The following is a 22,336-nucleotide window of genomic DNA, read 5'->3' as shown; positions in this document are numbered from 1 at the left end:
CGGATCTGCGCCGCCGCCAGCTGCTGCGCGCAATGACTGCCCTGGGGCTGGTCGGAATGCCGTTGCCCGCCGTGGCTGGCACCGCTGTGCAGCGGGTACGCATGTCGGTGGACGGTGATACCACGCGGCTGGTCTTCGACATGGACGGCGAGGCCGAGTACTCCATGTTCCGTCTGCAGTCCCCCGAGCGCCTGGTGGTGGACCTCGAGAATGCGCGAGCGGTAGAGGATCTGGACATCAGCGACAACCCGCGTTCGGCGATCAAGGCCGTGCGCCATGCCGCGCGCAACGGCTCCGATCTGCGCGTCGTCTTCGATCTGCGCAAGCCGGTCGAGCCGAGTAGTTTTGTCCTGATGCCGGCGCAGGGTGCCCCGCACCGCCTGGTACTGGACCTGGCGACGGGCGAGGCGCCCGCGGCCTCGCGTTCGGCGGAAAACAACGAACCCCGGCGTGGCCGCTCGCAGGAGAATCTGCGCGATGTCGTGGTCGCCATCGATGCCGGCCACGGCGGGCATGACCCGGGCGCGATTGGCCCGGCCGGTACCCGCGAGAAGGATGTTGTGCTGCAGATCTCCGAGCGCCTCGCCGAGCGCGTGAACGACGAGCGCGGCATGAAGGCCGTGATGATTCGCAGCGGCGACCACTTCCTGCCGCTGCGCGAGCGCATCGAGCGCGCGCGCAAGGCAGACGCGGACGTCTTCGTGTCCATCCATGCCGACGCCATTGCCAATCGCAACGTGCAGGGATCGTCGGTCTACATGCTGTCCGAGCGCGGGGCCTCCAGCGAGGCGGCGCGTTTTCTTGCCCAGCGGGAAAACCAGGCGGATCTGAGTCTGGGCGGGGTGCCGATCAACGGCAAGGACGACTCCCTGGCCAACGTGCTGCTGGACCTGGCGCAGAGCGGCAGCCTGGAGGCCAGCAACACCCTGGCGGAGCGGTTGATTGGGGAGCTGCACCGCGTGGGCAAGGTGCGCAAGCCACAGGTGGAACGCGCCAACTTCGCGGTGCTGCGCTCGCCGGATGTACCGTCGATCCTGGTCGAGGCCGCGTTCATCTCCAACCCGTCCGAGGAACGCAAGCTGCGCAGCTCCAGCTTCCAGAATTCACTGGCGGACGCCCTGCTGACCGGCCTGCGGTCGTACTTCTCCACCCACGCCCGGCCGGGAACCCTGATCGCCGACGGCCAGCCTGACCAGCACATCATCCGCCCGGGCGAGACCCTCTCCGGGATCGCGGACCACTACAGCCTGTCCCTGGCGGACCTGCGCTCGGCCAACAACGTCCGCGAGGACCGGATCTTCGCGGGTCAGGTCCTGCGTATCCCGCGCGATTCCTGAGGTCGGTACCTCCCGCGCAGCCCGTCACGTCTTGCATGCGCCGTTCAATCCGCCGCTAGGCACTCCGGCGCTGCCCCGGTTAGGCTAGGCACCCGATTCCAGTCTCTCCCCAGGTGTCGCCCGTGGCGATCGCAAAGCTCTCCGAACAACTGATCAACCAGATCGCCGCCGGCGAGGTGATTGAGCGTCCGGCCTCGGTGGTCAAGGAACTGCTGGAGAATGCCCTGGATGCTGGTGCCACCCGCGTGGACGTGCGCCTGGAACAGGGCGGGGTCCGGTTGATCCAGATCAGCGACAACGGCAGCGGGATCTATCGCGACGAGATGCCGCTGGCACTGTCCCGCCATGCCACCAGCAAGATCGCGTCCATGGAGGATCTCGAGGCCCTGCACACGCTCGGCTTTCGCGGCGAGGCCCTGCCGTCCGTCGCCTCCGTCTCGCGCCTGTCGCTGACCTCCATGGTCGAGGGCGAGCGCAACGGCTGGCGTCTGACCGGGGACGGCTCCGATGTCTTCCGCGAGGCCGCCCCGGCATCGCACCCGGTGGGCACAACGGTCGAGGTGCGCGACCTGTTCTTCAACGTCCCCGCGCGGCGCAAGTTCGTGCGCACCGAACGCACCGAATACAATCACTGCGAGAACGTGATCCGGACCCAGGCGGCGGCCTGCCCCGAGGTAGCGTTCAGCCTGCGCCACAACGACCGCGTGACCCTTGATCTGCCGGCGGCTGCCGATCCCGCCGAACGCGTATGCGCTCTGCTGGGCGACGCATTCCTGGAGCATGCAACGCCGGTGGAGGAACAGCGCGCCGGTCTGGAGCTGTCCGGCTGGCTGGGCTCGCCGACCCAGTCGCGGGCACAGCCCGACCAGCAGTTCTTCTTCGTCAACGGCCGCGCGATCCGCGACCGTGTGCTGGCCGCGGCCGTGCGCAAGGCCTATCAGGACGTGCTCTATCACGGGCGGCATCCAATGTTCGTGCTGGATCTGCAGCTGGACCCGACCCAGGTGGACGTGAACGCGCACCCGACCAAGCAGGAGGTGCGCTTTCGCGAGTCACGCATGGTCCACGACTTCATCTTCCACAGCCTGCACAAGGCGCTCGCCGCGTTGCGTCCGGGGGATTCCGGGCATGCCGCGGCGGTGCCCGATACGGGCGCACCGAGTGCCGTCGGGCGCCCCGGGCCCATGCCGGCCCAGGCGGAGCGGCCGCTGTCCGGACTGGGCGCGCCCGGTGCGGGCGGTGGGTACACCCCGCCGCGCGAACCGCGACCGGAGCCGGTTGGGCGCGACCCCGGCTTCGGCGCGGCCTGGGCCGCGTTCCGCGGTGCGTCTGCGGTTGCGGAGGACCGGCCCGCTGCCTATGCCCATCCAGTCGCCGCCGCGCCCGGCGTCGCCACCGCGGACCCGGATGCGGACAGCATGCCGCCGCTCGGGTTTGCCCTGGGGCAGGTGGCCGAGACCTTTATCCTGGCCGAGAACGCCCGCGGCCTGATCGTGGTGGACATGCACGCCGCCCACGAGCGCATCACCTATGAGCGCCTCAAGCGCGAGTGGGAGGGGGCGCGGGTGACCTCGCAGCCCCTGCTGGTGCCGGAGGCCCTGGACGTCACCCCGGCCGAGGCCGAACTGGCCGAGGAACGCGCGGAGTTGCTTGGCGAACTCGGCTTCGAGCTCGACCGCGCGGGCCCCGAGACCCTGACCCTGCGCGCGGCGCCCGCGCTGCTGCGCGGCCAGGACACTGCGCAGCTCGTCCGCGATGTCCTGGCGGACCTGTCGGCTGATGGCTACAGCCACCGGGCCGAGGGGGCAATGAATGCCGTACTGGGCACGATTGCCTGCCACGGCTCCGTGCGTTCGGGGCGGCGCCTGACCCTGCCCGAGATGAACCAGTTGCTGCGTGACATGGAGGCCACCGAACGCTCCGGCCAGTGCAACCACGGGCGCCCGACCTGGGTGGAGCTGGACCACTCGGCGCTGGACCGGCTGTTCCTTCGGGGACGCTGATGGCCGGACTGGATGGGGACCGGCCGCCGGTCGTGCTGCTGGCCGGTCCTACCGCGAGCGGCAAGACCGCGCTGTCGCTGGCGCTGGCCGAGGCCCTGGACGCGGAGATCGTCAGCGTGGATTCCGCGCTGGTCTATCGCGGCATGGATATCGGCACCGCAAAGCCGGATGCCGCCGAGCGTGCCCGCGCCCCGCATCACCTGCTGGATATCCGCGACCCGGAGGACACCTACAATGCCTCCGACTTCGCCCGCGATGCCCGCGCCGCGATCGATGCCATTCATGCCCGCGGCCGGGTCGCCCTGCTGGCGGGCGGCACGTTGCTCTACCTGCGCGCGTTGCTGGACGGCTTCGATCCGATCCCGCCGGTCCCGGATGCGGTGCGCGCGGCGGTGCGCGCCCGGCTGGAGCGCGAGGGCGCCGCGGCCCTGCACGCCGAGCTGGCGACCGTGGACCCGGCCGCCGCCGCGCGCATTCACCCGAACGACCCGCAGCGCATCCTGCGCGCCCTGGAGGTCCATGCGGCCAGTGGCCGGCCGCTGTCGGCCTTCCAGAGCGGGGCGACCGCGACAGTTCCGCCCGGCTGGGTGTCGCTGGCCCTGTGGCCGGAGGACCGCGAAAGCCTGCGCATCCGCATCGCCGATCGCTTCGACGCGATGCTGGAGGCGGGTTTCGTCGACGAGCTGATGACTCTGACACGGCGCCCCGGTCTGACCGCGGAGCATCCCTCGCAGCGGGCAGTGGGGTATCGCCAGGGTTGGCAGTGGCTGGCCGGCGAGCATGACTTTGCGACTTTCCGCGAGCGGGCGATCGCCGCGACCCGCCAGCTGGCCAAGCGCCAGCTTACGGGATTGCGGCGCTTCCCCCTGCATGCCCGGCTGAACGCCGACCACGCGAATCTGTCGCAGGCCCTGGAGGCGATCCGCGCGGCGAGCTCGGCCACGGCCACGGCCGGATAACGCTCAGCGCGGCCGTTGGCAGGCGAAGCCGGACCGGTATGCTACGCTTCAGGTTAACCGACCGGAGGGCCGGCCGCGTGCCGCTCGCGCGGGTCGCGAACCAATAATAACGATCAAGGAACGCACCGATGGCCAAAGGGCAAATGTTGCAGGAACCCTTCCTGAATGCGCTGCGCCGGGACCGGATCCCGGTCTCCATCTACCTGGTGAACGGGATCAAGCTGCAGGGGCAGATCGAATCGTTCGACCAGTTCGTGGTGCTGCTGCGCAGTACGGTCTCGCAGATGGTCTACAAGCACGCCATCTCCACGATCGTCCCGGCGCGCCAGGTGAACATGAACCTCGAGGGCGAGGTAGCGGCCTCCGCCTCTGCGGAATCAGAATCTTGATGCCGAGTCGCTGGCTTGTTTGAACGTCCGGAGAGTGGCGGCGACGCCGCCGTAGGTAACACGGCGGTCCTGGTTGCGCTGAATATCGGGGACAACCCCGATATCGAGGCCCAGGTCCAGGAATTCGACGAGCTGGTGCGTTCCGCCGGGGCCGAGATTATGGCCGTGGTGCGGGGTTCGCGCGACCGGCCTCACCCCAAGCTGTTCGTCGGCGCCGGCAAGGCCGACGAGATCCGTGGTGCGGTGGAGGCGTCGGGTGCCGACGTGGTGATCTTCAATCACGCCCTGTCGCCCAGCCAGGAGCGCAACCTCGAGGCGCACCTGAAGTGCCGGGTGCTGGATCGTTCCGGGTTGATCCTCGATATCTTTGCCCAGCGCGCCCGCTCCCACGAGGGCAAGCTTCAGGTGGAACTGGCGCAGTTGCGTCACATGTCCACGCGCCTGGTCCGTGGCTGGACTCACTTGGAGCGGCAGAAGGGCGGGATCGGCCTGCGCGGTCCGGGGGAAACCCAGCTGGAGACCGACCGCCGCCTGCTGGCCGGGCGTATCAAGCACATCGAACGCCGTCTGGAGAAGGTCGAGCGTACCCGCGAACAGGGCCGCCAGGCGCGCCTGCGCAACGAGATCCCCACGGTTTCGCTGGTGGGCTACACCAACGCCGGCAAGTCGACCCTGTTCAACCGGCTCACGCATTCCGACGTCTACCAGGCGGACCAGTTGTTCGCGACTCTGGACCCGACCCTGCGCCGTCTGGACCTGGCCCCCCACCAGTCGCTGATCTTGGCCGACACCGTGGGCTTCGTGCGCGACCTGCCGCACGAGCTGGTCGCCGCGTTCAAGGCGACCCTGACCGAGACCCGCGAGGCGGCGCTGCTGCTGCATGTGATCGACGCCGCCGACCCGGAGCGCGAGGCGCGCATCCGCCAGGTCGAGGAGGTCCTCGAGGAAATCGGCGCCGAGGACGTCCCCTGCTGGCGGGTGTACAACAAGATCGACCAGCTGGAGAACCCGGCGGAGGACCCGGACGAGCGCTTCGGGCTGGCGGACGACGCCTTCTGGCTGTCGGCCCGTACCGGCGAGGGCGTGGCGCGCCTGGAGCAGCGCCTGGCCGAGACCTTCACCGAGTCCATGACCCAGGGCTGGTTCGAGATCCCGGCCGCGGCCGGCCGGCTGCGGGCCCGGCTCTACGAGGAGAAGGCCGTGGAGGCCGAGCAGACCACGCCGGACGGCGCGATCCAGCTCCGGCTGCATCTGCCGCAGCGGCGCTTCGAGCATCTCTTCCGCGAGGCCGGGCTGGATCCCGAAGCGGTGCGCCTGCAGCCGGAAGTACCCGGACCGACCGCCGCCCACCACTGACGACGCGACCTCCCGACGCCCTGCGCCATCAGGAACTTTTGCATGAATACCCGACCAAATTAGTCAGACATTCATGCAAAAGCCAACGCGAGGAGGTCCGCATGATCCTTGAACGCTTTGTCGATCCCGGCCTGTCCCAGCACTCCTTCGTGGTCGGCTGCCAGGGCAGCGGCGAGATCGCCGTGATTGACCCGCAACGCGACGTTGATGTGTACCTAGATTACGCCGAACGCAACGGCTATCGCATCATCCGCGTGATGGACACCCACATCCACGCCGACTTCGCCTCCGGTGCCCGCGAACTGGCGGACAAGACCGGCGCCCGTCTGCTGTTGTCCGGGCACGATGCGGGCGAGCATTTCCAGGTGGAGTTCCCGCATGACGACCTGTTCGAGGGCGACCGCATCGAGCTCGGCAACGTGCGCCTCGAGACCCGCCATGTACCGGGGCATACCCCGGAGCACCTGATGTTTGTGGTGTATGACGGGGCCCGGTCCGGCGAGGATCCGATCGCAATCATCACTGGCGATTTCCTGTTCGTGGGCTCGCTGGGCCGGCCCGATCTGCTCGGCGAGGAGGCCAAGAAGACCCTGGCGCGGCAGATGTTCCACAGCGTGCGCGAGAAGCTGGCGGACCTGCCGGACGGGGTCGAGGTGCATCCCGGGCACGGTGCCGGTTCCGCCTGTGGGGCTGGCATGGCCGGCCGGCCGGTCTCAACGCTCGGCTACGAGCGCCGGACCAACCCGTATTTGGACCCGTCGCTGGACGAGGACGCCTTCGTGCACCGGTTGCTGCACGGGCTGCCGCCGATCCCGGATTTCTATCCGCGCAACAAGCGGATCAACTCCGAGGGGCCGAAGGCGGTCATCCCGTTGCCCGGCATGACTCCCCTGGACCCGGCCGACGTGTCGCGGCGGGCCGCTGCGGGCGAGGTGACGGTGATCGACCTGCGCGACCCGCTGGCGTTTGGCGGGGGGCATATCCCCGGGGCGCTGGGCATCGGCATCGATGGCGGCTTCGCCAATTGGGCCGGCTGGGTGACACCGGACGACACCCCGATCGTGCTGGTCGACCGGGCCGGTGATCCCGCGGTGATCGAGCAGGCCGTGCGCCAGCTCGTGCGCACCGGTCGCGACTATATCGAGGGCTATGTCCGCGGTGGCATGGCGGCCTGGGCCGGCGTCGGCCAGCCACTGGCGACCCTGGCCCAGCTGGATGCCCCGGCGGCGCAGACTGCGGTCGCCGACAGGCGGTTGCGCCTGGTGGACGTGCGCGCCGTGGCCGAGTTCAAGGCCGGACATGCCGAGGGAGCAGTCAACCGGCCGGTGGCCGACACGCGTACGGGTATCCCTGGTATCGACAAGGCCGAACCGGTCGCCGTCGTCTGCGGCAGTGGCTACCGTTCAACCGTCGCGGGCTCCATCCTGCAGCGGCTGGGCTACCACGAGGTCTATAACGTGGCAGGTGGCATGCAGGCCTGGGACCGGGTGACCGCCACGGGCGAGGGCGACCGGCGCGCTGCCTGATCCCGGCAATGGGCGGATGCTCAAGCGCCGCCCCGCTTCCCCACGAAAAAGGCCCCGGGGTTCACCCGGGGCCTTTTTCGTGGGGGCATGTCGCAATTCAGGCGTCGCCCTGGGCGAGCGTCTCCCGGTCGGCACTTGCCAGGTAGACGGTCAGGGTCTCGCCGGCCCGGATGCCGTCGCTGTTCAGTCCGTTCCAGCGGCGCAGGTCGCCGATGCTGACCTGGTGGCGCCGCGCGATGGTCGAGAGGGAGTCGCCGGGCCGGACTTCGTACTCGATGCGCTGGCCGTCGGGACCGCGGTCGGGGTCGGCATGCACTACCTTCAGGGAGTCACCGGGCCGCAGGACGGCATCCGGCTCGAGATCGTTGGCGGCGCGCAGCGCGCCGATGGACATGCCGGTGCGCTGGCTGATGTGCCACAGGCTGTCACCCGCCTGTACCTCGTAGTCCTCGGTGGGCCCGCCGTTGTCGCTGGCCACCTGGACGGGATCATCCTTGTCCGAGGCGGAGGCCGGAAGGCGCAACGTCTGGCCGGCCCGGATCACGTCGTCGTCGAGGCTGTTCATGTCGCGCAGGACCGCCACCCGAGTGCCAGCTTGTTCGGCGATCCGCCCCAGGTTGTCACCGGCGCGCACGGTATATTCGCGGAAGCGGATCAGCGGCTCGTCGTCGCGCGTCTCCAACGCGGTTTCGAGGGTCGGCAGGGCCTCTCGGGGGACGAACAGGTGCTGCGCGCCGCCGGGATGGGTGGCGTGACGGTGATAGCCGGGGTTCAGCTTCTTGAGGGTCTCGGTGTCGAGATCGGCGAGCTCCGCCACCAGCGAGAAGTCCGCCTGGCGGCCGGGCTCGATCATCTCCAGCGCCGGCTCGTTGGCGATCGGTGCGATGGCGATGTCATGGGCATCGGGATCCAGGAACAGGTGGCGCAGGGCCAGCAGCCGCGGGATGTACGCGGTGGGCTCGGCCGGCAGGTCCAGGCTCCAGTAGTCCGTGGGCTCGCCGCGCGCGGCGTTGCGGTCGATCGCGCGCTGGATGTTGCCCTGACCGTAGTTGTAGGCGGCCAGCGCCAGGTACCAGTCATCGAACCGGCGATGCAGTGCCTGGATGTAGTCCAGCGCGGCCAGCGTGGACTTGTACACATCACGGCGGCCGTCGTACCAGTGGTCGCGCGACAGATCGAAGTAGTCGCCGGTGGCCGGCATGAACTGCCAGATCCCGGCAGCGCGGCTGTGCGATGTTGCCTGGGCGACAAAGCCGCTCTCGATGATCGGCAACAGCAGGAGTTCGGCGGGCATGTCGCGCGCCTCGATCTCGGACAGGATGAAGTAGGCAAAGGGTTCCGCGCGTCGGGTGCTGTGTTCGATGACTCGCGGGTGGTCCCGATAGTGCCGGATGTAGCGTTCCACGCGCTCGTGGTCCAGCGCGTCGTTGAAGCCGAAGCCCAGGCGCGCGCGTTCCCACAGGTCGTCCGTCTCGGCGGCACGCTGCGCGGCGTCACGGCTCTGACGGTCCATGGCCGCCTGCACATCCTCGGTGGTGCGCGGTTCCACGATGGGCTGGTCCGCCGCCGAGGTATCCAGCGTGCGTCCCGAGTCGTGTAGGCTACAGGCAGAGGCGAACATCGCCGTCAGGCCAAGGGTCAGGGCGGTTGTCAGCCGCGAGCGGAGGCGTGGTCTCATGGCGCTGGAGGATAAACCAGAGATGGTGGATCACCAAGACCCGTTCCTGGCCTGGTTGGCGCACTGGTACGCACAGCCGCAGGGGCGCCGGGTCCGCGAGCGCTTTCTGGAACGCATTCGGCGCTATGGCGATCCGGGCCCCGGGGACCTGGCGGTCGAACTGGCGCCAGTGCCGATCCTGGAGGACAGGGACGCCCTGCAGGCCCCGCTGGTCCGCATCGCTTCCCCGCGGCCGGTACTGCGCATGGACCCGGAGGCGTGGCCGCTGGAATCCGCCTGTGCCCGGCGTATCGTGCTGGCCCATCCCTGTGCCCAGAGTGCCCACCCGGACGCCGTGGTCGCCGAGGCGGCCCGCGTGCTGGAACCCGAGGGGCGCGTGTTCCTGCTGGAAGGCAACCGCCTGCAGCGCGGCGGGCGCAACGGGGTGCGCGCCTCCCCGTTGCCCGAGGGGCTGCGCCGGCGCCAGTACCGCGAATTGCTGGTGGCCGCGGATCTCGAGGTCCTCGACCAGTGGAGCCTCAGTCTGCTCCCGCCGGGGCTGCCCGCCGCCTGGCAAAAGCGCCTGGCGGCCATGGATGCCTGGACCCTGCGCGGCCTGCCCCCGCTGGCCAGCATGATCCTGACCGTGGCCCACAAGCGGGTGGACATGCCGCTGCGTCCGGCGCAGCGGTTCCGCTTTGCCATGCCCAACCCCGCGATGCGGCCGGGGCTGGTATCCTCGCGCACCGATCATTCCGGAGCCCGCCGAACGCATGGCTGACGAACGCGTGTACATCTATACCGACGGGGCCTGTCGCGGGAACCCCGGGCCCGGCGGCTGGGGGGCGATCCTGCGCTTCGGCGGCCGCGAGCGCGAGCTCTACGGGGCCGAGGCCGAGACCACCAACAACCGCATGGAACTGACCGCCGCCATCCGCGCCCTGGAGACCCTGAAGCGTTCCTGCAAGGTGGAACTGGTCACCGACTCCAAGTACGTGAAGCAGGGCGTAACCGAATGGATGCCCGGCTGGAAGCGGCGCAACTGGAAGTCCGCCAGCGGATCGCCGGTGAAGAACCGCGACCTGTGGGAAGAGCTGGACGCGCAGGCCCAGCGTCATGACATCGAGTGGTACTGGGTGCGCGGCCACAGTGGCCACCCGGAGAATGAACGCGCCGACGAACTGGCCAATGCGGGCATCGACGCCCTGCTGGCCGGCGAACCGATCGAGAACTGAGAGGCAACCCGATGCGCCAGATCGTGCTGGATACCGAGACCACCGGCCTGGAGCCCGGCGACGGCCACCGCATCATCGAGATTGGCTGCCTGGAGCTGGACAACCGCCGCCCCACCGGGCGCAAGCTGCACGAATACCTGCAGCCGGATCGCGAGATCGACGCCGGCGCGATCGAGGTGCACGGGATTACCAACGAGTTCCTGGCGGACAAGCCGCGGTTTGCCGACGTGGCCGGCGTGTTCGTCGACTTTATCCGGGGTGCGGAACTGATTATCCACAACGCGCCGTTCGATGTCGGCTTCATCAACCACGAGCTGCGCCTGCTCGGCGACGCGGCACCGGTATCGGAGGTAGCCGAGGTCTGCACTGTGCTGGATTCGCTGGTGATGGCACGGCGCATGCACCCCGGGGCGCGCAACTCGCTGGATGCGCTGTGCAAGCGCTACGAGGTGGACGGCTCCGGCCGCACCCTGCACGGGGCGCTGCTCGATGCCGAACTGCTGGCGGATGTCTACCTGGCGATGACCGGCGGGCAGGTGGCGCTGACCCTGGATGCCGGGGGTGATGGCGATGCCGCGGCCGGCCCGGTCAAGGCGCGTCGCTCGGGCAAGCCGCTGGCGGTGATCGAGCCGACGCCGGAGGAGCAGGCGGCGCACGAGGCGCTGCTACAGACGCTGGACGAGGCGGCCGGCGGCACCTGTCGCTGGCGCGCCAACACCTGATCCTGGCGCCCGACGCAGGGTCCTCTCCTGCGTTCTAGGCGCGTTCGTCCAATCGCCAGCCAAGTTGGCAGGCGGCTCGACGAAGGCACGTAAACATCAGGTGCCGAACCATGGCCAGCCATAACAAGGTGGCTGGTCGAGGCCACCGTAAACGACGAGAGATGAAGCAGGCGGGTCCGGCGCGAGCCGGAATGGGGATGGTGGGCGGGGCGTGGCGGTGTTAGCCGTGCTTCAGGATCCGCGCCCGCTCGCGCTCCCAATCCTTGTCCTTCTTGGCTGCGCGCTTGTCGAATTCCTTCTTGCCCTTGGCCAGCCCGATCTCGAGCTTTGCGCGGCCGCGCTTCCAGTAGAGGGCCAGCGGCACGAGGGTGTAGCCCTTGCGTTCCACCGCACCGACCAGCCGGTTGATTTCGGAGCGATGGAGCAGCAGCTTGCGTGTGCGGCTCGGGTCCGGGTTGATATGGGTCGAGGCGGTCGGCAGCGGGGTGATGTGGGCACCGAACAGAAAGGCCTCGCCGTTGCGCAGCAGCACGTAGGCCTCGCTCAGCTGTGCGCGGCCGGCCCGCATCGACTTGACCTCCCAGCCCTCCAGTTCCAGCCCCGCCTCCAGGCGGTCCTCGATAAAGAAATCGTGGCGCGCCTTGCGGTTGAGCGCGATGGTGCTGGAGTTGTCTCCGCCTTGTTTCTTCTTTCCCATAACCCCCGCAGTGTACTGCACGCGGTCCGGCGAATCAGTTCGAGTCGCTGTGCGACCGGGGTGAAAGTTGAGCCTGGCGACCCGCTGCCCCACAATTCCGGCGGACTCGGCGATTCGTTCGTGCGCCCCCGCCCGGGTGACAGCGGGTGCGACGGCGGCGCACGGGTTTTCCGTCTCCGCTCAACAAGGAGCCACTGATGCCTGCCTCGACCTCGATCCACGGGCAATGGACGACCCGCCTGGCCTTTATTCTGGCGGCCACTGGCTCGGCTGTCGGCCTCGGGAATATCTGGCGCTTCCCCTACATTGCCGGCGAGAACGGGGGTGGGGCCTTTGTACTGGTCTACCTGGGTTGCATCCTGCTGATCGGCCTGCCGGTGATGATGGCGGAGATCCTGCTGGGGCGGCGCGGGCGCCAGAGCCCGATCAATACGATGTCCGCCTTGGCGCGCGAGGAGGGTTTGACCCGTACATGGGGCATGATCGGCTGGATCGGGGTGCTCGCCGGGTTCCTGATCCTGTCGTTCTACAGCGTGGTCGCGGGATGGTCGCTGTCGTATGTCTTCAAGTCCGGGGCCGGTGGTTTTCTCGGGCTGGATGCGGATGGCTCCGAGTCGATGTTCGGCAACATGCTGGCGGACCCTGAGGCCCTGCTGGCCTGGCACACGATCTTCATGGTGATGACCGCGATGGTGGTCGCGCGCGGGGTGCAGTCCGGCCTCGAGAGGGCGGTGACGATCCTGATGCCGCTGCTGTTCGTGATGCTGGTGGTGATGGTCGGCTATGCGATGGTGGAGGGGCAGTTCGCCGCCGGGCTGGAATTCCTGCTGTATCCGGATTTCTCCGCGCTGTCCGCCAACGCGGTGTTGCTGGCGATGGGGCAGGCCTTCTTCACGCTCAGCCTCGGCATGGGCGCGATCATGATCTATGGCAGCTACCTGCAGAGCGAGGCCTCCATCGCGCGGACCTCTGCGGCGGTGGTCGGCGCGGATACGCTGGTGGCAATCATGGCCGGGCTGGCGATCTTCCCGATCGTCCTGGGGGCTGGACTGTCGGCCGAGCAGGGTCCGGGGCTGATCTTCGTGACCCTGCCGCTGGCATTCGCCGATATGCCGGGCGGGCTGTACTTCGGCACCATGTTCTTCGTCCTGCTGGTGTTCGCGGCCTGGACCTCGGCGATCTCCATCATCGAGCCGGCGGTCGCCTTCCTGGTCGAGAACATGGGGCTGACCCGGGTGATGGCGACCGTGGTGATTGCCCTCGGGGCCTGGTTCCTCGGGATCGGCGCGCTGTTGTCGCTGAACGTCTGGTCCGACTACACCCTGTTCGACATGGGCGTCCTGGATCTGCTGGACTATGTGACGGCCAACATCCTGCTGCCGCTGGGGGGCTTCCTGATCGCGATCTTCGTTGGCTGGCGCATGACCGAGCGCTCGGTGCAGTCCGAGCTGCGGATGAAGCATCCGCTTGTGTACCAGATCTGGTACTTCCTGGTGCGTTTCGTCGCGCCGGTCGCGATCTTGTTCGTCTTCCTGCGTGCGGTGGAGTTGATCTGATGGCCTCGAAGATTCGCCGCTACGCGGATGTTCCCTACACGCGGGAACAGATGTTCAACCTGGTGAACGACGTCGACGCCTACCCGCAGTTCCTGCCGGGCTGTCGCAGCGCGTCGGCGCGCCCGCGCGGCGAGCACGAGGTGGAGGGCACCATCGAACTGGCCAAGGGCGCGCTGCACAAGTCGTTTACCACCCTCAATACCCTGAAGCGCCCGGAGAGCATCGACATGCGTCTGGTCTCCGGGCCTTTCCGGCGGCTGCACGGGACCTGGACCTTCTCCCAGGTTGAGGGCGGCAAGACCCGCATTGCCCTGGAACTGGAGTTCGAGTTCGCCAACCGCATCATGGCCTTCGCCATCGGCCCGGTGTTCAACCAGATTGCCAATTCGCTGGTGGATGCCTTCGTTCAGCGCGCGCGCGAGGTTCACGGTGCCGGATAGTCACGTGGCGCCGTCCGCCGGGGACGGCATGATCCGGGTGGAGGTCGCCTACGCGCGGCCCGAGCGCCAGGTGATCCTGCCTCTGGTGGTGCCCGAGGGTACGACGGTGGAGACCGCGCTGCGCCAGTCGGAGATCGAGTTGCAGTTCCCGGAGATCGACCTGGACAACGCCAAGGTGGGCATCTTCGGCAAGATTACCCGCCGCGACACCGTGCTGCGCCCGCGCGACCGCATCGAGATCTACCGTCCGCTGATTGCGGACCCGAAGGAAGTACGGCGCCAGCGCGCTGGGAAGGGTCGCAAGAAGAAGCCCGGAAAGGGCGATGCGGACACCACCGGCGCGGCGTCGAAGGACGCGCCGGTCGCGGATGACACGAAGGACTAGAGCACCGCGGGGCCCTGTTCTGGGCTCAGTCGTTGTCCATGTCCACCGGATGCTCGTCCAGTGCGACCGGCTGCGGGATATCGGCGTCCACGTGGCTGACCACGCCGTCGGCAAAGTGCACGGTGACCCGCTGGCGCTCGGTCGCGCCGAAGCCCGGACGGCGGTAGTAGACATAGTCCCAGCGCTCTTCGGCGCGGAACGCGGGCTCCAGCTGGGGTGATCCCATCAGGAAGCGTACCTGCTCCGGGCTCATGCCGGGCTCGATCTGCGCCACCTGGGCGGGATCGATCACGTTGCCCTGTTGTACATCCAGACGGAACTGGTTGAGGCCGCCGCAGGCGCTCAGAAGGCTTGCGGCCACGGCGATAGAAATGAGAATCTTGATCATCGGAGCGGGCGGTCCTCGGCGTCTGGTGGGCCGTAAACGCGCATGGTACACCAAAGTGTCCCGCCACTCTCAAGCGGACGGGAACGGGAAAACGGGTCATGGAAACCAGCAATCTGAAGAAGGCCGGACTCAAGGTCACGCTGCCGCGGATGAAGATCCTCGAGATCCTCGAGACATCGGATACCCGACACCTGACGGCCGAGGCGATCTACCGCGAGCTGCTCGATTCGGGCGAGGAGATCGGACTGGCTACGGTGTATCGCGTGCTGACCCAGTTCGAGGCGGCCGGGCTGGTCTGTCGCCTGCATCTGGAGGGCAACCAGGCGGTGTTCGAACTGGAGCGGGGCGGACACCATGACCATATCGTTTGCAACCAGTGCGGGCGGGTCGAGGAGTTCTTCGACGAAACCATCGAGCGGCGCCAGCGCGAGGTCGCCCAGCATCACGGCTTTGCCATCAAGGACCACGCGCTGGTCCTGTACGGCGACTGCGCCGACAGCGCCTGCCCCCACCGCCCCGTCTGACCTCGCGCTTCCCGTAGCCTCTTCCCAGCTGCACCGACGCGACGCACACGGCGTGTGATCCGGGCTCGCTCTCGGGCGCTATCTCGTTCAGTTGTGGCGGGCCCTGGTTCGTCCTCTGGTGTTTACCAGCCTTCGTCGGGCCGCCTGCCACGCGCTCTCTCGCGAGCGCACCGCGAGGTACTTCTTTGCTCGTGCAAAGAAGTACCCAAGAAACACGCCCGACTGTCGCGACCCCGGCCCGGCGCGCGGGCCGGGGTTTCCCTCGCTCCGCGGCCTTTCGCGGGCGGCGCTGAACTCGCTGCGCCTGCGGCTCCACTCAGACATCCAGCGCCTTGAGTCCCGCGAAACGCCTCTCCACTCGGCGCGACGACAACGCGGAGGCAGGTCCAAACAATGACTGGCCTGACAATTGTGCTCATGGATGACGGCTAGGTCTTCGAACATCCTGGGCACGCTCGGCCTGCAGCCATTGCGTGCCGCGCCCGCGAAGCGAGTGCCGGGGGGGGCGTAGGATGTGATGAGTGCAGCGAATCGCATCACGGGTTCCGCACGGCGCGGGGACCGGTGCATTTCGCTGCGCTCAACCGCACCCTACGGGACAGGGGCGGGCGCCGGTGTCCGGATACCGTCCGTCTTGACCTTCCCCTCCCGTATGGAGCCCCTTGCGGAAGGGTGCTCGGGCCGGGAGGAGGCGCTGGATGTCTGAGTGGAGCCGCAGGCGCAGCGAGTTCAGCGCCGCCGGTCCGAGGGCCCTGGAGCAAGGTTCCCGGGCGGAATCCGGGGCCCTTCTTTGGATACTTTCTTGGGCAAGCAAGAAAGGACCTCGCGGCGCGCTAGAGAGCGCCTGGCAGGCGGCCAGACGAAGCCCCCGTAAACACCGAAGGATGAACCGAGTCCGACCACCGGGGCAGGCGGTCGGGTGAAGCCTCGGTCAGGCGGACGCGTCGAGCTGCGCCGCGAAACGCGCCGGCGCAAAGCCGTCCTGCTGGCGCAGGTAGTCGGCCAGTTGCGCCGCAAAGTCGGTCGGGACGGAGCCCTGCACGGCCGGCATCTCGCGCAGCTGTTTCCAGCGCGCCGCCAGGCGCGGAAAGGCGTCGGCCTCCCAGGGGGTGTCCGGATCCTCGAGCAGCGCATAGCGCATCAGGATTGGCGCCAGGGTCGCGTCGATCAGCGAGAAGCCGGGCGCGGCCAGGCGGTCGTCCTGCGTCATCTGCTGTTCCAGGCGCTCCAGTCCGCGTGCGGCGTTGTGCCGCGCCCGCTCGAAGGCATCCTCGGTGGCGGCCGTCATCCAGTGGTACTGGGCGAAGGTCTGCTCCGAGAGGTACTCGATCCACGCCCGGGTGCGCGCCTGTTCCAGCGGATCGGCCGGCATCAGCGCGGGCGGGGTAATGGCATCGATATATTCGTTGATCACGGCCGACTCGAACAACACGGTGTCGTGGTCGACGATCAGCACCGGGACCTTGCCCAGCGGCGAGCGCGCGCGGAACCACTCCGGCGGATCGGCCAGATCGATCAGGCTCAGCTCGAACGGGGCCTGCTTGTATTTCAGCGTGATCACGCTACGCTGGACGAACGGACAAATGGCAAAGCTGATCAGGTGCAGATGCGGCAGATTCATGATGGTCTTCGGCGTCCGCTGGCACGGCAGGGCCCGGTCCGGGTGACCCCGGGACGCCAGTTCCTCGATTGGGAAGATTGCGCATTATCCCCCCTCGCGAAGGCACGGGAAAGCCTTGGGCAAGGGTAGCGGCCACCACGAGGCACCCAGCGCCGGTTTGCGGATCGACAAATGGCTTTGGGCCGCGCGTTTCTACAAGACGCGTGGCCTGGCCAGCGAGGCGGTGGGCGGAGGCAAGGTCCACGTGAACGGCGAGCGGTGCAAGCCGGCCCGGCGGGTCCACCCCGGGGATCGGCTGACCATTCATCGCGGCCCGCAGGTATGGGAACTGGACGTTGTCGGGCTGAACGAGCAGCGCCGGCCGGCCCGCGAGGCGCAGGCCCTGTACGAGGAAACCCCGGAGAGCCAGGCCCGGCGCGCCGCGGAAAGCGAGCGCCGCCGGGCCGAGCGCGCGGTTGCCGACAGTGCGCCCAGCCGCCGGCCGGACAAGCGGGAGCGGCGCAAGATTCGGCGCTTCGTGCGCCAGGATGGCAATGACAGGAGCGGACCCGAGTGACATCCCCCGAAGGCAGCAGTGGCGCCCCGGTGACCCCGCGAGTGGCCGTGGATCTGGTGATCCGCCATCCAGCCCATCCCGGGCACGTGCTGGTGATCGAGCGACGAAATCCCCCCCATGGCTGGGCTTTGCCGGGTGGCTTCGTCGATGTCGGCGAATCCACCGAGGAAGCGGCGGTGCGCGAGGCCCGTGAAGAGACCGGGCTGGAAGTCGGACTGGAGGCCTTGCTGGGCGTGTATTCCGACCCGTGCCGCGACCCCCGCGGGCATACTGTCAGCGCGGTTTACATCGCCCGTGGCCGGGGCAAGGCAAAGGCCGATGACGATGCCGCCGCCTGCGCCTGGCTGGATCCGGAAGACCCCAAAACGGTCCTGGCCTTCGATCATCGGCGCATCCTCGACGATTACCGACGCTGGCGCCTGACCGGCGAAACCGCCGCGCCGCGCCCGGTGCGAAAAACGGGATGAAACCAACCAAGCTGTTACCATACGGCGCTTCCGACCACCGATACGGTATCGCGTGACAAAGGCTGACTCCGCAACCCCGCACCATCCCGACAGCGAATTGCCGGAACCGCGCGTCTACGAGCGTGCGGAGCACGGCATTTCGCGCGCGGCGATTGACGACAACGCCCTGAAGGTGCTCTATCGGCTGCGCGAGGCCGGTTACCGCGCCTGCCTGGTGGGTGGCGGCGTGCGCGACCTGCTGCTGGGGCGCGAGCCGAAGGACTTTGATGTCGCTACCGACGCCACCCCCGAGCAGGTGCGCGGCCTGTTCCGCAACTGCCGCCTGATCGGGCGCCGCTTTCGGTTGGCGCATGTGCTGTTCGGGCGCGAGATGATCGAGGTCGCGACCTTCCGGGCGCCGCATGACGACGAGTCCGAAGACGAGGGCCAGGTGGCGCTGAGCGAGGAAGGCCGGATCCTCCGCGACAATCGCTACGGCACCATCGAGCAGGATGCGGTGCGCCGCGACTTCACCATCAACGCGCTGTATTACGATATCGAGGATTTCTCGGTGCTGGATTACACCGGCGGGTTCGAGGACCTGCGCGCGGGCGAGCTGCGCCTGATCGGCGCCGATGTCGAGACCCGCCTGCGCGAAGACCCGGTGCGCATGCTGCGGGCGGTCCGCTTCGCCGCCAAGCTGGGTCTGACCATCGCGCCGGAGGTCGAAGCCGGCATCCTTGATCTCGCCTCGCTAATGCAGACGGTAGCCCCGGCGCGGTTGTTCGACGAGGTAATCAAGCTGTTCCACAGCGGCGCGGCGGTCGCCTGCCTGGACGAGCTGGAGCGCCTGGGTCTGTTCGAACCGATGTTCCCCGAGGCCGCGGCATGCTTTGCCGATCCGGACGTCGGCCCGCAGCGCCGCCAGTTCCTGGTCGAGTCGCTGCTGAATACGGACAAACGGATTAATGAGGGGTTGGGTGTGAACCCGGCGTTCCTCTATGCGGCCATCCTCTGGGCTCCGGTGCAACTGGCCGCGGCCAAGCGCATCGCGGATGGCGAACAGGATATTCCGGCCTGGCAGCAAGCCATGGCCGAGGTGCTGGATCGTCAGGTGAAGACGGTCTCCATCCCCAAGCGTTTCAGCCTGATCGTGCGCGAGATCTGGGAATTGCAGGCGCGTCTCGAGCGTCATCGTGGCGGCCGCGCGCTGCGCCTGTTGACCCATCCTCGCTTCCGCGCCGGTTACGACTTTCTCTGCCTGCGTGCCCGCGCCGGCGATGCCAACCCCGAACTGTGCCGCTGGTGGACCGAGCTCCAGGAGCAGGACGAGGCTGGACAGAAGACCATGGCGGGTGCCCCGGGCAAGGGCGCCAAGGGGGAAGGAAAGACCGGTGCCAAGGGCAAATCACGCCGCGGTGGCCGGCGTCGCCGCCGCGGGCGCAAGGACGGTGCCGGCCAGGCCGTCGAGTCGGGCCCGAGCCCGGATGCGGGAGGTGGCGAATGAGCGCGGGCGATCGCGGCGTACAGGCCTTTATCGGGATCGGCGCCAATCTGGGCGATCCCGAGGCCCAGGTGCGCGAATCCTTCGCCCGCCTGGCGAAGGGGCTGCCGAAGACACGCCTGACCGGGCGCTCGCGGATGTTCCGCAATCCGCCGATGGGGCCGCAGGACCAACCCGACTACGTGAACGCGGTGGCTCGTCTGTACACCCGGCTGGAGCCGCTGGAACTGCTGGTGGAGCTGCAGGGCATCGAGTGCGCCTGCGGGCGTGAACGGGACGGCACCCGCTGGGGACCGCGCCGGCTGGACCTGGACCTGCTGCTGTTCGGCGACCAGTCGCTGGATCTTCCCGGCCTGCAGGTGCCACACGCCGGCATCGCCGATCGCGACTTCGTGATCCTGCCGTTGCTGGAGCTGGCCCCGGGGTTGCAAATCCCGGGGATGGGCCCGCTGGAACTCCTGGCGCAGCGCTTTGAGGGCGCGAACCTGATCCCGGTCGCAGAACCGGAGGCCAGCGTGACGGCAGCCGAGGGGCACGGATGAGTCTCGCCGATTTCGATTTCGTCGTGGTAGAGGGCCCGATCGGGGTCGGCAAGTCCAGTCTGGCGAAGCGCCTCGCCGAGCACCTGCAGGCCGAGGGGATCTTCGAGGCGCCGGACGAGAACCCCTTTCTGGATCGCTTCTATCAGGAGCCGGACAAACATGCCCTGGCGACCCAGCTGCATTTTCTGGTGCAGCGTGTGCGTCAGCTGACGCCGGTGGCACAGAAGGGTTTGTTCGAGCAGCGCCATGTCTCCGACTATCTGATGGACAAGGACCCGCTGTTCGCCGAATTGAACCTGCACCCGGACGAGCTGGAGATCTACCGCGAGATGTTCCGGCATCTGCGCGGTGGGCTGCCACGTCCGGACCTGGTGATCTACCTGCAGGCACCGGTGGAGGTGCTGCAGGACCGCATTCGCCGCCGGGCGCGACCGTACGAACGTCACATCGAGGCCGGTTACCTGGAGCGATTGAACGCCGCCTACGCGGAATTCTTCTATCATTTCGAAGGACCGGCGCTCGTGATTGTGAACGCCACCGAGATCGACTGGGTGAACAACCCGGCCGACTTTGACCAGCTGGTGCAGTTCCTGGAACCGATCCAGGGCGGGCGGCACTACTTCAACCCGTTGCCGATCTCGCTCTAAAGCGTTGCAATCCGGACTGCCCGGGAGGTATGAGCATGCGGCCGATTACCGTGAACACCCTGGCCCGGCGCAAGCAGGAGGGCGAGCCAATCGCCTGCCTCACCGCCTATGACGCGGCCTTCGCCGGACTGCTGGATCGCTGCGGCGTCGACGTGATCCTGGTTGGCGATTCGCTCGGCATGGTGGTACAGGGCCACACGACGACCCTGCCGGTGACACTGGACGACATGGTCTACCATGTCGCCAACGTGGCGCGCGGCAGCGAGAACGCCTTGATCATGGCCGACATCCCGTTCCTGGGCGATGTCGATGCGCCCACCGCACTGGCACAGTCCGGGGCGCTGCTGCGTGCCGGGGCCCACATGGTCAAGGTCGAGTGCGGCGCGTTCGAGGTCCCCGTGGTCGAACGTCTGGTTGCCGCCGGGATCCCGGTCTGCGCCCACCTGGGGCTGACCCCGCAGGCGGTCCACCGCTTCGGCGGTCACCGGGTGCAGGGGCGCGACCCGAAGGCCGCGGCGGAGATGGAATCCCTGGCCGCGCGCCTGGAGAACGCGGGGGCACAGGCCCTTCTGCTGGAAGGCATCCCCGAAAGTCTCGCGGATGCGATCGTGCGCAGCGCCGGGGTGCCAGTGATCGGGATTGGCGCCAGCCCGCATTGTGACGGCCAGGTGCTGGTACTGTCGGATGTGCTTGGCCTGACGCCCGAGCCGCCGCGTTTTGCGCGCGACTTCCTCGCCGAGGGAGGCTCCCTGGAGGGCGCGGTACGGGCCTACTGCGAAGCCGTGCGGACGCGGGCCTTCCCCGAATCCGGCGTGCACACCTTCAGTTAACCGCACTTTCCGAAGGACGGAACCCGACCCATGAGAATCCTGCGTGATCGGCCGCAACTGGTGGCCATGCATCGAGAGTGGTCGCGCAAGGGGCGCGGTACCGTGGCCTTGGTGCCCACCATGGGCAACCTGCACGAGGGCCACATGACCCTGATCCGGCATGCCCGGGCGCGCGCCCAGCGGGTGGTGGTGTCGATCTTCGTGAACCCGTTGCAGTTCGACCGTGCCGAGGATCTGGAACGGTATCCGCGCACCCTGGAGGAGGACGCCCGTCTGGCGACCGACGCCGCTGTGGATGCACTGTTCTGTCCCAGCAACGAGGACATGTATCCCGATGACGGTGTGCCCCCTGTGCGCGTGGTTGTCCCGGTGCTGTCCGAGATCCTGGAAGGCGACTACCGCCCTGGGCACTTCGACGGCGTGGCGACCGTGGTGACCAAGCTGTTCAACCTGGTGCGCCCGGACTTGGCCCTGTTCGGCGAGAAGGACTTCCAGCAGTTCAAGCTGATCGAACGCATGGTGCAGGGGCTGGACATCCCGACCCGGGTGGAGGCGGTCCCCACGGTGCGCGAGCGGGACGGATTGGCCTGCAGCTCCCGCAACCAGCAACTGTCGGAAGAGGCACGGGCGGTGGCGCCGGAACTCAAACGGGTGCTGGACGAGGTGGCCATGGTCTGCCGCACGGCGACCATGTTCGATGCCGACCGCATCCCCGAGGTGGAGGGCCGTGCCTGCGACCGGCTGCGCGAGGCGGGGTTTGATCCCGAGTACCTGTCCATTCGCCGTGCGGAGGACCTGATGGAGCCACAAACCGGCGTGCCGCTGGCCGAGCAGGACCTCGTGGTCCTGAGCGCCGCCTGGCTGGACGACGTCCGCCTGATCGACAACGTCCGCACCCGCACCGACTGACTCCGCTGGCTCCCATGAAACAGTTTTTAAGTCATTGTTTTATTGTTTTTAATTGGGCTCTTCTCAAGCGGATTTGGTTGTCAGTTCCAGGCCCAACTGGCGCGCTT

Annotated in this window: 25 protein-coding genes; 21 read left to right on the top strand and 4 right to left on the bottom strand. The window is 68.0% G+C overall.

The annotated features are described in order from the left end of the window. Positions 1–32 precede the first annotated feature (32 nt). From ACESLR_RS06845 to ACESLR_RS06820, 6 genes are all read left to right on the top strand, one after another. Entirely contained in the window at positions 33–1,337 is a 1,305-nt protein-coding gene (locus tag ACESLR_RS06845; protein ID WP_373024760.1) for an N-acetylmuramoyl-L-alanine amidase, read from the top strand. Positions 1,338–1,459: 122 nt separating this feature from the next. Continuing rightward, positions 1,460–3,340, top strand: a complete 1,881-nt coding sequence (gene mutL / locus ACESLR_RS06840) for a DNA mismatch repair endonuclease MutL (protein ID WP_373024731.1) — start codon at positions 1,460–1,462, stop codon at positions 3,338–3,340. Then, positions 3,340–4,299 (top strand): tRNA (adenosine(37)-N6)-dimethylallyltransferase MiaA, encoded by a 960-nt coding sequence (gene miaA, locus ACESLR_RS06835; RefSeq protein ID WP_373024733.1) that lies wholly within the window; start codon positions 3,340–3,342, stop codon positions 4,297–4,299. The genes mutL and miaA overlap by 1 nt, the downstream gene beginning before the upstream one ends. 128 nt (positions 4,300–4,427) lie before the next feature. Continuing rightward, positions 4,428–4,688, top strand: coding sequence for an RNA chaperone Hfq (gene hfq, locus ACESLR_RS06830; protein WP_373024735.1), 261 nt, complete (start codon positions 4,428–4,430; stop codon positions 4,686–4,688). Between the two features lie 15 nt (positions 4,689–4,703). Then, a complete protein-coding gene (gene hflX / locus ACESLR_RS06825) occupies positions 4,704–6,044 on the top strand; it encodes a ribosome rescue GTPase HflX (protein WP_373024736.1) in 1,341 nt (446 codons plus the stop codon). 101 nt (positions 6,045–6,145) lie between these two features. Further along, the gene (locus ACESLR_RS06820) at positions 6,146–7,570 is read left to right on the top strand and encodes an MBL fold metallo-hydrolase (protein ID WP_373024737.1); all 1,425 of its coding nucleotides are present in this window, start codon (positions 6,146–6,148) and stop codon (positions 7,568–7,570) included. 97 nt (positions 7,571–7,667) lie between these two features. On the opposite strand, the gene ACESLR_RS06815 is transcribed toward ACESLR_RS06820, so the two are convergent. Continuing rightward, positions 7,668–9,248 (bottom strand): LysM peptidoglycan-binding domain-containing protein, encoded by a 1,581-nt coding sequence (locus ACESLR_RS06815; protein WP_373024738.1) that lies wholly within the window; start codon positions 9,246–9,248, stop codon positions 7,668–7,670. Here ACESLR_RS06815 and ACESLR_RS06810 point away from each other — a divergent pair. Genes ACESLR_RS06810 through dnaQ form a run of 3 tightly spaced genes read left to right on the top strand, consistent with a single transcriptional unit; the run spans position 9,247 to position 11,184 of the window. After that, positions 9,247–10,008 (top strand): hypothetical protein, encoded by a 762-nt coding sequence (locus ACESLR_RS06810; RefSeq protein WP_373024739.1) that lies wholly within the window; start codon positions 9,247–9,249, stop codon positions 10,006–10,008. The two genes, ACESLR_RS06815 and ACESLR_RS06810, sit on opposite strands and share 2 nt — an antisense overlap. Continuing rightward, on the top strand, positions 10,001–10,462 hold the full coding sequence (rnhA, locus tag ACESLR_RS06805; RefSeq protein WP_024326046.1) for a ribonuclease HI: 462 nt from the start codon (positions 10,001–10,003) through the stop codon (positions 10,460–10,462). Before ACESLR_RS06810 ends, rnhA begins: the two co-directional genes overlap by 8 nt. Positions 10,463–10,473: 11 nt before the next feature. Then, on the top strand, positions 10,474–11,184 hold the full coding sequence (dnaQ, locus tag ACESLR_RS06800; RefSeq protein WP_373024740.1) for a DNA polymerase III subunit epsilon: 711 nt from the start codon (positions 10,474–10,476) through the stop codon (positions 11,182–11,184). A 220-nt stretch (positions 11,185–11,404) separates the two neighbouring features. On the opposite strand, the gene smpB is transcribed toward dnaQ, so the two are convergent. Then, positions 11,405–11,881: an SsrA-binding protein SmpB gene (gene smpB, locus ACESLR_RS06795; RefSeq protein ID WP_373024761.1), complete on the bottom strand. Its 477-nt coding sequence runs from the start codon at positions 11,879–11,881 to the stop codon at positions 11,405–11,407. Positions 11,882–12,078: 197 nt separating this feature from the next. Between smpB and ACESLR_RS06790 the strand changes: the two genes are divergently transcribed. The 3 genes from ACESLR_RS06790 to ACESLR_RS06780 are packed head-to-tail and all read left to right on the top strand — an operon-like array spanning position 12,079 to position 14,262. Further along, positions 12,079–13,437, top strand: coding sequence for a sodium-dependent transporter (locus ACESLR_RS06790; RefSeq protein WP_373024741.1), 1,359 nt, complete (start codon positions 12,079–12,081; stop codon positions 13,435–13,437). Further along, a complete protein-coding gene (locus ACESLR_RS06785; protein ID WP_373024742.1) occupies positions 13,437–13,877 on the top strand; it encodes a type II toxin-antitoxin system RatA family toxin in 441 nt (146 codons plus the stop codon). The genes ACESLR_RS06790 and ACESLR_RS06785 overlap by 1 nt, the downstream gene beginning before the upstream one ends. A gap of 4 nt (positions 13,878–13,881) precedes the next feature. Next, positions 13,882–14,262: an RnfH family protein gene (locus ACESLR_RS06780; protein ID WP_373024743.1), complete on the top strand. Its 381-nt coding sequence runs from the start codon at positions 13,882–13,884 to the stop codon at positions 14,260–14,262. A gap of 25 nt (positions 14,263–14,287) precedes the next feature. Here the strand turns inward: ACESLR_RS06780 and ACESLR_RS06775 are convergent, their stop codons facing one another. Further along, on the bottom strand, positions 14,288–14,650 hold the full coding sequence (locus ACESLR_RS06775; protein ID WP_373024744.1) for an outer membrane protein assembly factor BamE: 363 nt from the start codon (positions 14,648–14,650) through the stop codon (positions 14,288–14,290). Between the two features lie 98 nt (positions 14,651–14,748). Here ACESLR_RS06775 and fur point away from each other — a divergent pair, with 98 nt between their 5' ends. Beyond that, the gene (gene fur, locus ACESLR_RS06770) at positions 14,749–15,174 is read left to right on the top strand and encodes a ferric iron uptake transcriptional regulator (RefSeq protein ID WP_373024746.1); all 426 of its coding nucleotides are present in this window, start codon (positions 14,749–14,751) and stop codon (positions 15,172–15,174) included. Between the two features lie 514 nt (positions 15,175–15,688). Continuing rightward, positions 15,689–15,880, top strand: coding sequence for a hypothetical protein (locus tag ACESLR_RS06765; RefSeq protein ID WP_373066888.1), 192 nt, complete (start codon positions 15,689–15,691; stop codon positions 15,878–15,880). Positions 15,881–16,105: 225 nt separating this feature from the next. On the opposite strand, the gene ACESLR_RS06760 is transcribed toward ACESLR_RS06765, so the two are convergent. Further along, positions 16,106–16,795, bottom strand: a complete 690-nt coding sequence (locus ACESLR_RS06760; protein WP_373024747.1) for a glutathione S-transferase family protein — start codon at positions 16,793–16,795, stop codon at positions 16,106–16,108. Between the two features lie 115 nt (positions 16,796–16,910). Between ACESLR_RS06760 and ACESLR_RS06755 the strand changes: the two genes are divergently transcribed. Genes ACESLR_RS06755 through panC form a run of 7 tightly spaced genes read left to right on the top strand, consistent with a single transcriptional unit; the run spans position 16,911 to position 22,229 of the window. Beyond that, positions 16,911–17,351, top strand: coding sequence for an RNA-binding S4 domain-containing protein (locus ACESLR_RS06755; RefSeq protein ID WP_373024748.1), 441 nt, complete (start codon positions 16,911–16,913; stop codon positions 17,349–17,351). Continuing rightward, positions 17,348–17,818, top strand: a complete 471-nt coding sequence (locus ACESLR_RS06750) for an NUDIX domain-containing protein (RefSeq protein ID WP_373024749.1) — start codon at positions 17,348–17,350, stop codon at positions 17,816–17,818. Before ACESLR_RS06755 ends, ACESLR_RS06750 begins: the two co-directional genes overlap by 4 nt. A 52-nt stretch (positions 17,819–17,870) precedes the next feature. Continuing rightward, positions 17,871–19,304, top strand: a complete 1,434-nt coding sequence (pcnB, locus tag ACESLR_RS06745; protein ID WP_373024750.1) for a polynucleotide adenylyltransferase PcnB — start codon at positions 17,871–17,873, stop codon at positions 19,302–19,304. Beyond that, a complete protein-coding gene (gene folK, locus ACESLR_RS06740; protein ID WP_373024752.1) occupies positions 19,301–19,843 on the top strand; it encodes a 2-amino-4-hydroxy-6-hydroxymethyldihydropteridine diphosphokinase in 543 nt (180 codons plus the stop codon). Before pcnB ends, folK begins: the two co-directional genes overlap by 4 nt. Beyond that, a complete protein-coding gene (locus tag ACESLR_RS06735) occupies positions 19,840–20,490 on the top strand; it encodes a deoxynucleoside kinase (protein ID WP_373024754.1) in 651 nt (216 codons plus the stop codon). Before folK ends, ACESLR_RS06735 begins: the two co-directional genes overlap by 4 nt. Before the next feature lie 35 nt (positions 20,491–20,525). Continuing rightward, on the top strand, positions 20,526–21,320 hold the full coding sequence (gene panB / locus ACESLR_RS06730) for a 3-methyl-2-oxobutanoate hydroxymethyltransferase (RefSeq protein ID WP_373024755.1): 795 nt from the start codon (positions 20,526–20,528) through the stop codon (positions 21,318–21,320). 30 nt (positions 21,321–21,350) lie between these two features. After that, on the top strand, positions 21,351–22,229 hold the full coding sequence (panC, locus tag ACESLR_RS06725) for a pantoate--beta-alanine ligase (RefSeq protein WP_373024756.1): 879 nt from the start codon (positions 21,351–21,353) through the stop codon (positions 22,227–22,229). Positions 22,230–22,336 lie beyond the last annotated feature (107 nt).

The sequence above is a fragment of the Thioalkalivibrio sp. genome (genome assembly GCF_041685615.1).
GTDB lineage: Bacteria > Pseudomonadota > Gammaproteobacteria > Ectothiorhodospirales > Ectothiorhodospiraceae > Thioalkalivibrio.
Note: the sequence above shows the minus strand (reverse complement) of the source record. Positions and strands in the feature narration are given on the sequence as shown.